Origin of the sequence: Rhodococcus sp. As11, from assembly GCF_048957735.1 — a bacterium.
In the GTDB taxonomy this organism is placed as follows: Bacteria; Actinomycetota; Actinomycetes; order Mycobacteriales; family Mycobacteriaceae; genus Rhodococcus; species Rhodococcus gordoniae.
This window is the reverse complement of record NZ_JARDJE010000022.1, coordinates 1-13,230: the sequence shown is the minus strand read 5'-3', so window position 1 is coordinate 13,230 and position 13,230 is coordinate 1. Positions and strand designations below refer to the sequence as shown.

Sequence of the window (13,230 nt, the reverse complement as noted above, 5' to 3'; positions counted from 1 at the left end):
CGCGCCAGATTAGCGGTGGTGCAGGCGCGAACGCGAGAGTCGGCGGCCGATGTCGGTGGGTCGGCGCGATGCCGAACAGGAGCGCGTCGACGCCGGCGCGGAACGCACGATCGTTCGCCTCGGTACCGCTGTCAGTGCCGTCGTGGGGGCGTTTCGCGAGCTGCTCTCGGCCTCCGCGCCTGTACCCGCGTATGCGGCGTGGCCGCTGCACCGTCCGGTGCGGTCGGCGCTCGGCTGGTGCGTCGTGCTGCTCGCCGTGACGGTCCCGCTCGCCGGATCCGGGAGCTACCGGACGGTAACCGGACCATCGGCAGACACCGGAATCGGGCGGGACTACCCTGTATATCCGTGACCTCACACTATGACGTCGTTGTCCTCGGAGCCGGTCCCGGTGGGTACGTCGCTGCTATCCGCGCGGCACAGCTGGGACTGAGCACCGCCATCATCGAGCAGAAGTACTGGGGTGGTGTCTGCCTGAACGTGGGCTGTATCCCCTCCAAGGCGCTTCTCCGCAATGCCGAGTTGGCGCATCTCTTCAAAAAAGAGGCCAAGACCTTCGGCATCTCGGGAGATGTGTCCTTCGACTTCGGTGCCGCCTACGACCGCAGCCGCAAGGTCGCGGACGGCCGCACCAAGGGCGTGCACTTCCTCATGAAGAAGAACAAGATCACCGAATACGACGGTAAGGGCTCGTTCGTCGACGCCAAGACCATCGAGGTGGCCCTCACCAAGGGTGGCACCGAACAGGTGACCTTCGACAACGTCATCATCGCCACCGGCTCGGTCACCAAGCTGCTGCCGGGCACCGAGCTCAGCGACAACGTCGTCACCTACGAGGAGCAGATCCTCACCCGCGACCTTCCCGAGTCCATCGTCATCGTCGGTGCCGGTGCCATCGGCATGGAGTTCGGCTACGTCCTGAAGAACTACGGGGTCGACGTCACCATCGTCGAGTTCCTCGACCGCGCACTGCCCAACGAGGACGCCGACGTCTCCAAGGAGATCGCCAAGGCGTACAAGAAGCTCGGCATCACCATCAAGACCGGTGCCGCCGTGCAGAAGATCTCGGACGACGGTTCGAAGGTGACCGTCGAGATCAAGGACAACAAGTCCGGCAACGTCGAGACCGTCACGGTCGACAAGGTGCTGCAGTCGGTCGGCTTCGCGCCGCGCGTCGAGGGCTACGGTCTCGAGAACACCGGCGTCGAGCTCACCGACCGCGGTGCCATCGCGATCGACGAGCGCATGCGCACCAATGTCGAGGGCATCTATGCCATCGGCGACGTCACCGCGAAGCTGCAGCTCGCGCACGTCGCGGAGGCGCAGGCCGTGGTCGCGGCCGAGACCATCGGCGGTGCCGAGACCCTCGAGCTCGGCGACTACCGCATGATGCCGCGCGCGACCTTCTGCCAGCCGCAGGTCGCCTCCTTCGGTCTCACCGAGGAGCAGGCGAAGGCCGAGGGCTACGACGTGAAGGTCGCGACCTTCCCGTTCACCGCCAACGGCAAGGCACACGGTCTGGGCGATCCCACCGGCTTCGTCAAGCTCATCGCCGACAAGACCCACGGTGAACTCATCGGTGGCCATCTCATCGGCCCCGACGTCTCGGAGCTGCTGCCCGAGCTGACCCTGGCCCAGAAGTGGGACCTCACGGTCAACGAGCTCGCGCGCAACGTCCACACGCACCCGACGCTCAGCGAGGCGCTGCAGGAGGCCATCCACGGTCTCGCAGGACACATGATCAACTTCTGAGGATGCGGGGCCGACCCGAGGCCCCGCGTTCACCCTTCTTCCGTGTGGGCGGATCCCCGCTCGGATGTACCGGCTCAGCCCGTGACGACTCGACCGTCGTCGCGGGCTGACGTCGTTCCGGACTCCTGCCGGGGAATTCTCGGATGAAGGTGCCCTTACTGCCGGGTGGGAATCCTCTATAGTCGTCGCAAGGACGCCACGGCCGGCCCCTGATCCGCGCAGCGGCCGACCGGATCGTCTCCGTACTCGGAAGTCCGACGCCCGCCGCCGGGCGCTTCGGATGCGATCGGCATCGTCGCCACGAAGAAGGAAGCGTGATGAGTGCACAGCAGGTCGAGGGCAGGCTCACCCGTATCGAGGGCCTCGCGCAGCCGAACCCGGGCGAGGGGAGCGGCCCGCGGATCGAGAAGCTGGCGGCGGTCACCGGCGCCACCGTCGTGCGTCTGTCCTTCACCGCCGGGCAGACGATGGACGACCACAAGGCCGGCGCCCCGATCCTCGTGCAGACCGTCACCGGGGACATCGCGTTCAGCACCGCCGACGAGACCGTGTCGCTGCTGCCGGGTACCGCGGTCCACGTCGACGCGGGCATCGTGCACCGCCTCGTCGCGAACGCCGATTCTGTGGTGCAGCTGACGATCCTGCGCTGACGATTGTCCCCGCTTCCACACGGAAGCGAATCCGCACGTGCGGCGTGTATGCACGCGTAGTGTGTCGCCATGGCGGAACGCGGCGCTCGCCCACACGTGCACCCGGTTCGGAGATGGTTGCTGCGCACGGTGCGGCACCTGTTCACACCTCTGCGGCCCGACGACTATCTCGAGATGATCAACCCGCTCTGGACGACCCGCGAACTGCGCGGCCGTGTCGAGCGGGTCGTCCCCGAGGGCGCCGACGCCGCGTCGGTGCTCATCCGCCCGGCCTACGAGTGGCGGGGGCATGAGCCCGGCCAGTACGTGCGGCTCGGCGTGATCATCGACGGCGTCTACCACTGGCGGGCGTATTCGCTCACCTCCGACCCGGATCCGGTCGACGGCCTCATCAGCGTCACGCCCAAGCTCGTCGAGAACGGTGTGGTCTCGCCGTATCTGGTCCGCAAGCTCGAACCGGGCGACATCGTCCGGCTCGGCGAGGTGGAGGGCGTGTTCACACTGCCCGACCCGCTGCCCCGGAAGATGCTGTTCGTCAGCGCAGGCAGCGGGATCACGCCGATCATGAGCATGCTGCGCAGCCTCGACCACCGCGACCGCGTCGACGACGTCGTGGTCGTGCATTCCGCCCGCACCCCCGACGAGGTGATCTTCTCGTCGGCCCTGCGCGAGCTCGACGACCGCCATCCCGGGCTGCGCCTCGAAGTGTGGCTCAGCGGTGAACGCGGCCGCATCACTCCCGGCGACCTCGACGAACTGTGCCCCGATTGGCGCGAGCGCGACGCCTTCTGTTCGGGTCCGCGCGACCTGCTCGACGCCCTCGAAGAACACTGGGACGAACACGGCGATCCCGAAAGATTCCACCTCGAACGTTTCCAGCCGATCATCGGCGGGAATGCCGGGAGCGGTGAAGGCGGCACCATCCACTTCCTCGACAGCGAGAAGGAGGTGGAGTGCGACGGCGGAACACCCATCCTGGTCGCAGGGGAGAACGCCGGCCTGAAGTTGCCGTACGGCTGTCGTATCGGCATCTGCCACACATGCGTCGGAACACTGAGATCCGGACAACTCCGGGACCTGCGAACCGACGAGGTGAGCGAGCCCACCGGGGCGGCGGTGCGTACCTGCATCCACACCGCGGAGGGCGACATCGAAATCGAACTGTGAAGCAACCGGCTTCGAAGCAGGGGGCGTCGTGACGAGAAGCATCGACAGGGCCGATACCGGGTCGCGGGAACTGCAGAGTCCGCTCGCGCATCTGAGCGACGACGATCTCGAGCAGATCGCGAAGGAATTCGACGCCATCCACGACGAGGTGTACTCGAGCCTCGGCGACAAGGACCGGCAGTACATCAAGAACGTCATCGCGGCGCAGCGTCAACTGGTCGTGGCGGGGCGGGTGCTGCTGTTCGCGTCGTCGTCGAAGCCCGCATGGGTGGCCGGGACGGCCTGCCTCGGCCTGGCGAAGATCCTCGAGAACATGGAGATCGGCCACAACGTCATGCACGGCCAGTGGGACTGGATGAACGATCCGGACATCCACTCGTCGGTGTGGGACTGGGACACCGCCTCCACCGCGGAAGCGTGGAAGCACTCGCACAACTACATCCACCACACGTTCACCAACATTCGCGGTCTCGACAAGGACCTCGGCTACGAGATCATGCGGATCGACCCACACCAGAAGTGGCACCCCGTCTACCTCGCGCAGCCCGTCTACAACGCGCTGCTCACCGTGCTGTTCGAGTGGGGTGTCGCGCTGCACGACCTCGACCTCGAGGCGCTGTGGGCCGGAGAGAAGTCGGCCGGGCAGGTGCTCGAGGAACTGAAGGGCATCGCCGGTAAGGCCCGGGCCCAGTTCGTCAAGGACTACGTCGGCTGGCCGCTGGTGAGCGCCGCGCTGTTCGGTCTCGCGCAGGTCGCGCTGCAGGGCCGGTTGCCCCAGCCGAAGACCTCACGTCTGGGGCGGCGACTGCGCTCGACGAGCACGGGGCCGATCGGTAAGGGCCGCCCCGGAAAGTTCCGTACCGCAGCCGATCTCGCCGACCGGTATCTGCCCGGTGTCGAGAAGACCTTCCTCGCGACCGTGCTCGCCGACGTCACGGCCAACATCATCCGCAACGTGTGGGCGCACGCGATCATCTTCTGCGGGCACTTCCCCGACCAGACCTACACCTTCTCGAAGAAGGAGGTCGAGAACGAGTCGCGCGGAGGGTGGTACGTGCGGCAGCTCGTCGGCGCCGCGAACATCGAAGGCACCCCGCTGTTCCACGTCATGAGCGGCAATCTCGGCTACCAGGTGGAGCACCATCTGTTCCCCGACATGCCGAGCACCCGCTACGCGGAGGTCGCGCCGAAGGTCAAGGACATCTGCGAACGCTACGAACTGCCCTACAACTCGGGCAGACTGGGCAAGCAGTGGTTCATGGTGCACCGCACCATCGCCCGGCTCGCCTTCCCGGGCGGCAAGCCCCGGCCCAAGCCCGGACCGTACCGACGCTCGCAGGATCCCCAGGGTGGGCCCGCCCCCAGCGAGGCCGCGCGGTTCCGCGACCGCCTACCCGCCGATCATCCCGACGCCGGACCCGAACACGACGGTAGCGGCGTGAAGGTCGACCCGCCGCCCCGTTGACCGCTCACCGAGATCACGACGCCCGGTAGGCCTTCCAGCCACCGAACCCGGTGATGTCCACCGCGTCCTTCGCGGCGTCCTGCGTGCATCCGAAACCGACGACCCACCGCCCGTCCGCCAGTTCGACACTCGTCAACGTCATCGGGGCGGGGAGCGCGGCGAGGAAGCGTCCGAGGCCGGCCTCCGACAGGCGGAACAGTTCGCCGGCGATCGCGGCGCCCTCGCCCGGTGCGTGCCGCACCAGTCCCGGCTTGGGTGGTGTCGTGTTCAGCGCGGCGAGACGGTACGCGTCGGAGGTGTGCACTTCCTCGACGAACCGCGCCCCGAGCTCCTCGAACTGGAAGTGCAGTGGCTGACCGCGAAGGTGCGCTCCGAAGACCGCGAGTTCCACACCGGACTCGACGACGCGCGGCGCATCCACACCGTTCAGCGCGGCCGCGACGTCCACTGCCACCTGATCGGCGAAGGCCGGGACCACGACCATGACCCCGAACGGATCGCCGTCCGCCGTGGGTGCGCCCGGAACGGCCACCGCCGCCATGTCCAGTAGGTTGCAGAAGTTGGTGTAGGTGCCCATCCGTCGATTGACGGCGATCGGATCGGCCTCCACTGCAGCGATCGTCGGGTGTTCCGTCGTCGTCGGGAGCAGCAGCCCGTCGAACCCGGTGAGCAGTTCAGCTGCGAACGCCTTGACGTGGGTGAGGGTGTCGAGGTCCTCGACGAGTTCGTACGCGGCGGGCTTCTTCGCGTCGGCGACGATCGCGGCGACGGTGGGATCGGCGCCCTCCGGCGCCGTCGACAGGAACTCGCCGACAGCGGCGTAGCGTTGGGCCACCACGGCACCGTCGTACAGCAGCAGCGCCGCGTCGAGCAGCGGAGAGATGTCCACCTCGACGATTTCGGCGCCGGCCTCGCGCGTCGTCGCCACCGTGCGGGCGAAGGCGTCGCGGTAGTCGTCGCACAGAGCCTCGAGATCCTCGGCGCGCGGCACCGCGACACGCAGAGCGTTCGACGCGGCGAGTCGCACGTCCGCGGGCCATGCCCTGCTGCGCGTATCTCGGGATTCGGGTCCGGCCATCACCCGGACCGCGGTCGCCGCGAGGTCGAGCGACGGCGCGAAGACCGTGAGGCAGTCGTAGTCGACGCACGCCGGCACCACGCCGTGCGCCGGGATCACGCCGAGGGTGGCCTTGACACCGACGATTCCGTTCAGCGCGGCCGGGACGCGTCCCGAACCGGCGGTGTCGGTGCCCAGCCCGATGTCGGCGATGCCGAGCGCCACCGCGACCGCCGAACCCGAACTCGAACCGCCCGAGACCTTCTCGGGATCCCAGGCGCACCGCACCGCCCCGTACGGGCTGCGGGTCCCGACGAGACCGGTGGCGAACTGGTCGAGGTTGGTCTTGCCCAGGACGACGGCGCCGGCGGCGATCAGGCGCTCGACACCCGAGGCGGTCTCCTCGGGGACGTACGCGAACTCGGGACATGCAGCGGTGGTGGGGATTCCGGCGACGTCCACGTTGTCCTTGACCGCGACGACCAGACCGGCGAGCGGCAGTGACTCACCGGCGGCGACCCGGGCGTCCACGGCGGCGGCCTCGGCGAGGAGATCGTCGGCGCCGCGCAGCGCGATCCACACTTCGGGGCGCTCCACCTCGCCGATACGGCGCAGCGCGGCACGCACGCGATCGGTGGCGGACACCTTCGCCGGGGAGACGGGCGCCGCAGCTGTATACATCGTCGTGGACATGGCTGTATACGCTATGGACCGGCAATGACGCCGCTGTGACGTTGTGTAACAGCCTTGTTAGGGATGTCCTCTCCGGCCGGGTGCGGCAGGGGCGGACGGATCAGAAGTCGCGTTCGATCTGCAGGACACCGATGGTCGTGGCGAGGGCGTCGTATTGCGTGACCAGCAGACAGAATTCGATGAGCCTGCGGTCGTCGTAGTACTGCGCGAGCGACGACCACGTCTCGTCGGACAGGTGCTTCGTGGTCACGAGCTCGTCGACGGCGGCGAGAAGCGTACGGTGCCTCGGCTGCCAGTCCGGATCGCCGGGTCCGGCGACGATACGGTCGCGCACCTCGTCGGTGATCCCCGCGCGGCGGCCCAGACGGGTGTGATGGTCGAATTCGTAACCGCACTCGCGTAGATGCGCTACCCGCAGGATGACCATCTCCGACTCGAACCGGCCGAGGCGGCCGAACGGCATGAGCATGCCCGCATAGTGCAGCCATCCGCGGAACAGTCGCCCGGTGCGGCCGAGCGTGCTGAACAGGTGGGCGTCCGAGGTACCCCCGGCAGCGGACAGGGCCTTCCATGTCACCCAGTTGAGCGGGCCGAGTTCCTTGAAACGTCCGGGCTGGATGCGGGGTGTCATGAGCGCCAGTGTGCCCGAACGAGCTCGTCGGGTCACGCGGAACGGTCGGGGCTCCACGGATGCGGGTCAGTCGCGGACGGCGCGGGCCATCCGCGCGAAGGTGCGTGCCTCCTCGGCGCGTCGCACGACCACCGATCGCGAGGTGTCGATGTGGGCGAGCAGCAGGTCGTGGGCGTCGTCGAGCTTGTCGGCGAGAACGAGTTCGGCGACCGCGATGTGCTCGTCGACGGTGGCGGCGATGCGATCGGGGGTCAGGTAGTCGAACATCCGCACCGGACGCACCTTGGCGTTCACCGAGGACAGGGCGTCGCACAGGGCGCGATTGCCGGAGGCGGCGAGCAACGTCATGTGGAAGCGTTCGTCCAGCGTGACGAAACCGGCGTCCGGTTCGGGCGGATGGCTGCGAATCTCGTACCAGTGGTCGAGCTCGGGGCCGAGGACGTCGGGGTCGTGCCGTACCGACTCGTCCGCGAGCACCCGGCGGATCCCGCGCAGCTCCAGGATGGTGCGCAGCTCGTACAGGTCGGCGAGGTCGTCGAAACGCGGACGGTAGGGATACAGTCCCTGGTCACGACGCTCGACGAGCCCGTCGGACACCAGCCGGGCGAGGGCCTCGCGCACCGGAGTGCGCGACACCCCGTACTGCTCGGCGAGCCGTTTCTCGCTGAGCCGTTCGTCGGGGGAGAGTGTGCCGGACATCAGACGGGCACGCAGCGCCGTGTAGACGCGTTCGCGGCGGGTGTCGGCGGCCATCAGATCGCCATTGCTGCGCGGACGGTGGCAGCGGCGTCGACACCACCTTCCCCGGTGGAGGTGATACGCCCGGATTCGAGGACGTAGTAGTGCAGGGCGTTGTCGAGAGCGAAACCGATGTGTTGTTCGACGAGCAGCACCCCGAGGTCGCCGCTACGGCCGAGTTCGACGATGGTGTTCTCGATCTCGGCGACCACCGAGGGCTGGATGCCCTCGGTGGGCTCGTCGAGGACGAGCATGCGCGGTTCGGTGATCAGGGCGCGGGCGATGGCGAGTTGCTGGCGCTGGCCGCCGGAGAGCAACCCTGCCCGGCGGTCGAGCAGCGGGACGAGGGCGGGGAACAGGTCGAGCATGTCGGCGACGAGCGCGCGGCCGTTGCGCCTGGTGTCCGCGACGACCTGCAGGTTCTCGCGGCAGGTGAGCTGGCCGAAGGACTGCTGCCCTTGCGGGACGTAGGCCAGACCCCGGGCGACGCGGGCGGACGGTCGCAGCGAGGTGACGTCCTCACCGTCGAAGAGGATCTTTCCTTTCGTGACGGGCAGCAGGCCGACGGCGGCGCGCAGCAGGGTGGTCTTGCCGGCGCCGTTGTGGCCCATGACCGCGACGGACCTGCCGGTCGGGACGGTGAGGGAGAGTCCGTGCAGGATCTCGGTGCGGCCGTAACCGGCGTGGACGTCGACGAGTTCGAGCATCATGCCTCCTGAGGTGCGGTGGCGGTCCCGAGATAGACCTGCTGGACCTGCGGGTCGTTCTGGACCTGGTCGACGGTGCCCTCGGCGATGACCTTGCCGCGGGCGAGGACGGTGACGGAGGTGGCGAAGGCGCGCATGAAGTCCATGTCGTGCTCGACGACGACCACGGTGCGCTGGGCGCCGATGCGGCGCAGCAGTTGCCCGGTCTCCTCGCGTTCGTCGTGGCTCATGCCGGCGACGGGTTCGTCGAGGAGCAGGACGTCGGCGTTCTGGACGAGCAGCATGCCGATCTCGAGCCACTGCTTCTGCCCGTGGGCGAGGATCCCGGCGGGGGTGTCGCGGTGGGCGGTCAGGCCGATCGTTTCGAGGGCTTCCTCGATCTCGGGCAGCACGCCGCTGCGGCGGCGGAGCAGGTGCCAGGGAGAACGACCGGCACCGGCAGCGATGTCGAGGTTCTGCAGGACCGACAGTTCCTCGAAGACCGAGGCGGTCTGGAAGGTGCGGCCGACGCCGAGCCGCGCGATCCTGTGGGTCTTCTTGCCGAGCAGTTCGACGCCGGACTTGGTGATCGAGCCGGTCGCGGGCACCAGGCCGGTGACGGCGTCGACGAGGGTGGTCTTGCCGGCACCGTTGGGGCCGATGAGGAACCGCAGGTCGCCTTGGAGGAGGGTCAGGTCCACGCCGTCGACGGCGGTGAAGCCGTCGAAGGTGACACGCAGGTCGCGGATCTCGAGGTAGTCGCTGCTCATACCGGCGTTGCCGCCGTAGACGGGTGTGCTCATCGGGCGCGCTCCATCGCGGGAAGGTCGGCGGGTTCGGGTTGGGGTTCGGGTTCGGATGTCGGATCCGGAGGGGTGGTGCGGCGGCGCCGGCGCAGCAGGGTGATCACTCCGGCCAGGCCGGCGGGGAAGAAGCCTACGACGACGATGAACAGCAGGCCCTGGGCGTAAGTCCAGGCGGAGGGGAAGTTCTCCGACAGGGCGGTCTGTGCCCAGGCGACGCCGATGGCGCCGAGGACCGGGCCGAGCAGGGTGTTGCGTCCGCCGATGGCCACGCCGATGAGGAACGCGATCGACGGGACGATGCCGACGTCGGCGGGGGAGATGATGCCGACGATGGGCACGAACATCGCCCCGGCGATGCCGGCGAAGAAGGCGGCGACGGTGTAGGCCACGACCTTGATCAGGGCGGGATCGTAGCCCAGGAAACGGACGCGCTCTTCCTGGTCGCGCACCGCGACGAGCAGTTCACCGTAACGGGACTGCATGAGCTGGCGGGTCGCGGCGACGACGAGCAGCAGGATCGCGGCGACGATGAAGAACAGCATCCGCTTGTTCACCGGGTCGGACAGGTCGTAGCCGAAGAAGGTGCGGAACCTGTTGAGACCGTTGGATCCTCCGGTGGATTGCTGACCGACCAGCAGGATCGCGAAGGCGGCGGCCAGGGCCTGGGAGAGGATCGCGAAGTAGGCGCCCTTGACGCGGCGGGCGAACACCCCGAAGCCGAGCAGGGCGGCGACCAGGGCCGGCACGACCAGGATCGCCAGCAGCGTCACGGCGGGCGAAGTGAACGGCACCCAGTAGGCGGGTAGCTCGCGGATGCCGGCGATCTGCATGAAGTCCGGAACCGAATCGCCGCGGAGCTGCGCGTCGGCGATCTTCAGGTGCATCGCCATGATGTAGGCGCCGAGGCCGAAGAACACACCCTGGCCGAGGGTGAGCATGCCGCCTCGGCCCCAGGCCAGACCGATGCCGACGGCGACGATCGCGAAACACAGGAACTTCCCGAGCAGACCGAGACGGAAATCGGAGAGCAGCGCGGGGGCGAGGCCGAACAGGATCAGTGCGGCGAGCGCGAAACCCGCTGCGGTACGGGCGGGTCCGGGGCGGGTGAAGGTGCGGGTCGAGAAGGTCGCGGGCATCAGACCAGGCTCCTCGTCTTGACGGCGAACAGGCCCTGCGGGCGGACCTGCAGGAAGATCACGATGAGCACGAACACGATCACCTTCGCGATCGAGGCGGTCGTGGAGTACTCGATGAACGAAGTGAGCAGGCCCAGTGCGACGGCCGCGAGCACCGCGCCCTCGATCCGGCCGAGACCACCGATGACGACCACGAGGAAGGCGTCGATCAGGTACGACTGCCCGACGGTCGGGCTGGTGGAGCCGATCAGGGTCAGGGCGACACCGGCGAGACCGGCCAGGCCGGAGCCGAGGAAGAAGGTGGTGATGTCGGTGCGGCGGGAGGAGATGCCCACGGTCTCGGCGAGATCGCGATTCTGCACCACGGCGCGGATCCGTCGTCCCATCGGGGTGTACTTCATCGACGCGATCAGCGCGATCACACAGATCACGGCCAGGGCGAGGATGAACAGGCGGGTCTTGGGGACCACCGCCCCGAGGATCTCGACCCCGCCGGAGAGCCAGGACGGTGCGACGACGTTGACGGCGGGGGCGCCGAAGATGTCGCGGGCGGCCTGCTGGAGCAGCAGGCCCACACCGAAGGTCACGAGCAGGGTGTCGAGCGGGCGGTGGTACATGCGGCGGATGAGGGTGACCTCGAGCAGCACCCCCATCACACCGCCCACCAGGAAGCCGACGAGCAGGGAGACGAACAGGGACACCCCGGCCGAGGAGATCACCTGCTGCACGACGAACGCCGTGTAACTGCCGGCCATGATGAATTCGCCGTGGGCCATGTTGATCACGCCCATCTGGCCGAACGTCAGCGACAGCCCCAGCGCTGCCAGCAGCAGGATCGATCCGATACTCAATCCTGTGAAGAGCTGTCCTACAAGGACATCCATGTCGTCTCCCTCGTCGGCTCGTGCTGTCAGTTACCGGACAGGCCCGAAGCCCAGTCGTAGGACTCGAGGTACGGGTCGGGTTCGATGGCACCGTCGGACTCCCACACGGTGTGGATCAGCCCGTCGCCGCGGATCTCACCGATGCGGGCGGTCTTGGTGATGTGGTGGTTGTCGCCGTCGATGGTCACGGTGCCCTCGGGGGCCTCGAAGGTCACGCCGTCGGCAGCTTCGACGACGTCGTCGACCTCGAACGACCCGGCCTTCTCGACGGTGTTCTTCCACAGGTGGACCGAGGTGTAAGCGGCTTCCATGGGATCGGAGGTCGGCTTGTTCGCGCCGTACTTCGCCTTGTACGCCTCGACGAAGGACGTGTTCTCGGGCGAGTCGACGGTCTGGTAGTAGTTCCATGCGGTGAGCTGGCCCTCGATGTTCTGCGCACCGATGCCACCCACCTCCTCCTCGGCGATGGACACCGAGACGACCGGCATGTCCTTCGCGTTCAGGCCGGCGTTGGTGTACTCGCGGAAGAACGCGACGTTGGAATCGCCGTTGAGGGTGTTGAACACCGCGTCGGCGTCGGCGGTGCGCACCTTGTTGACGATGGTGGAGAAGTCGGTGGAGCCGAGCGGGGTGTAGTCCTCACCCTTGATCTCGATGCCGTTGGCCTCGGCATAGGCCTTGATGATGCGGTTGGCGGTCTGCGGGAAGACGTAGTCGCTACCGACGAGGTAGAGCGACTTCACGCCCTGCTCCTTCAGGTAGTCCAGGGCAGGCACGATCTGCTGGTTGGTGGTCGCGCCGGTGTAGAAGATGTTCGACGACGACTCGAGACCCTCGTACTGGACGGGGTAGTACAGCAGCGCGTTGCGGTCCTCGAAGACCGGCAGCATCGCCTTGCGGCTCGACGACGTCCAGCCTCCGAACACCGCTGCGACGCAGTCGGATCCGATGAGCTTCTCGGCCTTCTCCGCGAACACCGTCGGCTCGGACGCGCCGTCCTCGGAGACGATCCGGATCTGCTTGCCGAGGACACCTCCGTCGGCGTTGATCTCCTCGACGGCCAGTGCGATCGAGTCGCGGACCGTGACCTCGGAGATGGCCATCGTGCCCGACAGCGAGTTGAGCGAGCCCACCGTGACGGTGTCGCCCGAGGTGTCGACGCACGACGCAGCACCGGCGGCGGTGCTGCCCTCGTCACCCGCGCGGCTTCCGCAGGCGGACAGGACGAGTCCGACTGCGACGAGTGCGGCGGGGGCCGCGATGGCGCGGGTGGCGAGCCTGGACCTGACAACAGACATGTAGAGCCCTTCCTTCGAAGGTGGCGGGAGAGGTCCCGGTGTATCCGGGCGGCGTATACAGCGCTGTATCCGTGAGGCCACACAGTAGAAGGGAGTTGTTGCGCGGGAATATCTTCCGGTCACGGTCTCGTGACGCAGATTTCGCGCGTGTTACACAGCGCGCACAAGCATCGGCTACGGACTTCGCTATCCGCTACGGCAATTCGGTAGTTGTCAACCTGTCTGAGACAGATGGGTGATGTTGATTCCGGTCGGTCGAGGTAGTGG

13 protein-coding genes are annotated in these 13,230 nt (G+C 67.6%); 5 read left to right on the top strand and 8 right to left on the bottom strand.

Going from position 1 to position 13,230, the window contains the following annotated elements; all coding sequences use genetic code 11:
• Positions 1 to 49 precede the first annotated feature (49 nt).
• The 5 genes from PV766_RS20425 (at position 50) to PV766_RS20405 (ending at position 5,034) form a co-directional block, all read left to right on the top strand.
• Positions 50 to 352 carry a hypothetical protein gene (locus tag PV766_RS20425; RefSeq protein WP_421097747.1) on the top strand — a complete coding sequence of 101 codons (303 nt, stop codon included), beginning with the start codon at positions 50 to 52 and terminating at the stop codon, positions 350 to 352.
• The gene (gene lpdA, locus PV766_RS20420; RefSeq protein ID WP_421097746.1) at positions 349 to 1,752 is read left to right on the top strand and encodes a dihydrolipoyl dehydrogenase; all 1,404 of its coding nucleotides are present in this window, start codon (positions 349 to 351) and stop codon (positions 1,750 to 1,752) included. Before PV766_RS20425 ends, lpdA begins: the two co-directional genes overlap by 4 nt.
• A 317-nt stretch (positions 1,753 to 2,069) precedes the next feature.
• Complete coding sequence (locus tag PV766_RS20415) at positions 2,070 to 2,402, top strand: cupin (protein ID WP_129977464.1); 333 nt, start codon at positions 2,070 to 2,072, stop codon at positions 2,400 to 2,402.
• A 69-nt stretch (positions 2,403 to 2,471) separates the two neighbouring features.
• Positions 2,472 to 3,569, top strand: a complete 1,098-nt coding sequence (locus PV766_RS20410; RefSeq protein WP_421097745.1) for a ferredoxin reductase — start codon at positions 2,472 to 2,474, stop codon at positions 3,567 to 3,569.
• Between the two features lie 28 nt (positions 3,570 to 3,597).
• Entirely contained in the window at positions 3,598 to 5,034 is a 1,437-nt protein-coding gene (locus tag PV766_RS20405) for a fatty acid desaturase family protein (RefSeq protein ID WP_421097744.1), read from the top strand.
• A 13-nt stretch (positions 5,035 to 5,047) separates the two neighbouring features.
• On the opposite strand, the gene atzF is transcribed toward PV766_RS20405, so the two are convergent.
• The 8 genes from atzF to urtA all read right to left on the bottom strand — a co-directional run bounded on the left by atzF (position 5,048) and on the right by urtA (position 12,963).
• Positions 5,048 to 6,772: an allophanate hydrolase gene (atzF, locus tag PV766_RS20400; protein WP_129977586.1), complete on the bottom strand. Its 1,725-nt coding sequence runs from the start codon at positions 6,770 to 6,772 to the stop codon at positions 5,048 to 5,050.
• Positions 6,773 to 6,884: 112 nt separating this feature from the next.
• A complete protein-coding gene (locus PV766_RS20395) occupies positions 6,885 to 7,415 on the bottom strand; it encodes a carboxymuconolactone decarboxylase family protein (RefSeq protein WP_421097743.1) in 531 nt (176 codons plus the stop codon).
• A 66-nt stretch (positions 7,416 to 7,481) separates the two neighbouring features.
• Positions 7,482 to 8,168, bottom strand: a complete 687-nt coding sequence (locus PV766_RS20390) for a GntR family transcriptional regulator (protein ID WP_421097742.1) — start codon at positions 8,166 to 8,168, stop codon at positions 7,482 to 7,484.
• Positions 8,168 to 8,860 (bottom strand): urea ABC transporter ATP-binding subunit UrtE, encoded by a 693-nt coding sequence (gene urtE / locus PV766_RS20385; RefSeq protein ID WP_371053390.1) that lies wholly within the window; start codon positions 8,858 to 8,860, stop codon positions 8,168 to 8,170. The genes PV766_RS20390 and urtE overlap by 1 nt, the downstream gene beginning before the upstream one ends.
• Positions 8,860 to 9,642: an urea ABC transporter ATP-binding protein UrtD gene (gene urtD / locus PV766_RS20380; RefSeq protein ID WP_421097741.1), complete on the bottom strand. Its 783-nt coding sequence runs from the start codon at positions 9,640 to 9,642 to the stop codon at positions 8,860 to 8,862. Before urtD ends, urtE begins: the two co-directional genes overlap by 1 nt.
• On the bottom strand, positions 9,639 to 10,781 hold the full coding sequence (gene urtC, locus PV766_RS20375; protein ID WP_421097740.1) for an urea ABC transporter permease subunit UrtC: 1,143 nt from the start codon (positions 10,779 to 10,781) through the stop codon (positions 9,639 to 9,641). Before urtC ends, urtD begins: the two co-directional genes overlap by 4 nt.
• A complete protein-coding gene (urtB, locus tag PV766_RS20370) occupies positions 10,781 to 11,665 on the bottom strand; it encodes an urea ABC transporter permease subunit UrtB (protein WP_421097739.1) in 885 nt (294 codons plus the stop codon). The genes urtC and urtB overlap by 1 nt, the downstream gene beginning before the upstream one ends.
• Positions 11,666 to 11,691: 26 nt before the next feature.
• Positions 11,692 to 12,963, bottom strand: a complete 1,272-nt coding sequence (gene urtA / locus PV766_RS20365; RefSeq protein WP_421097738.1) for an urea ABC transporter substrate-binding protein — start codon at positions 12,961 to 12,963, stop codon at positions 11,692 to 11,694.
• Positions 12,964 to 13,230 lie beyond the last annotated feature (267 nt).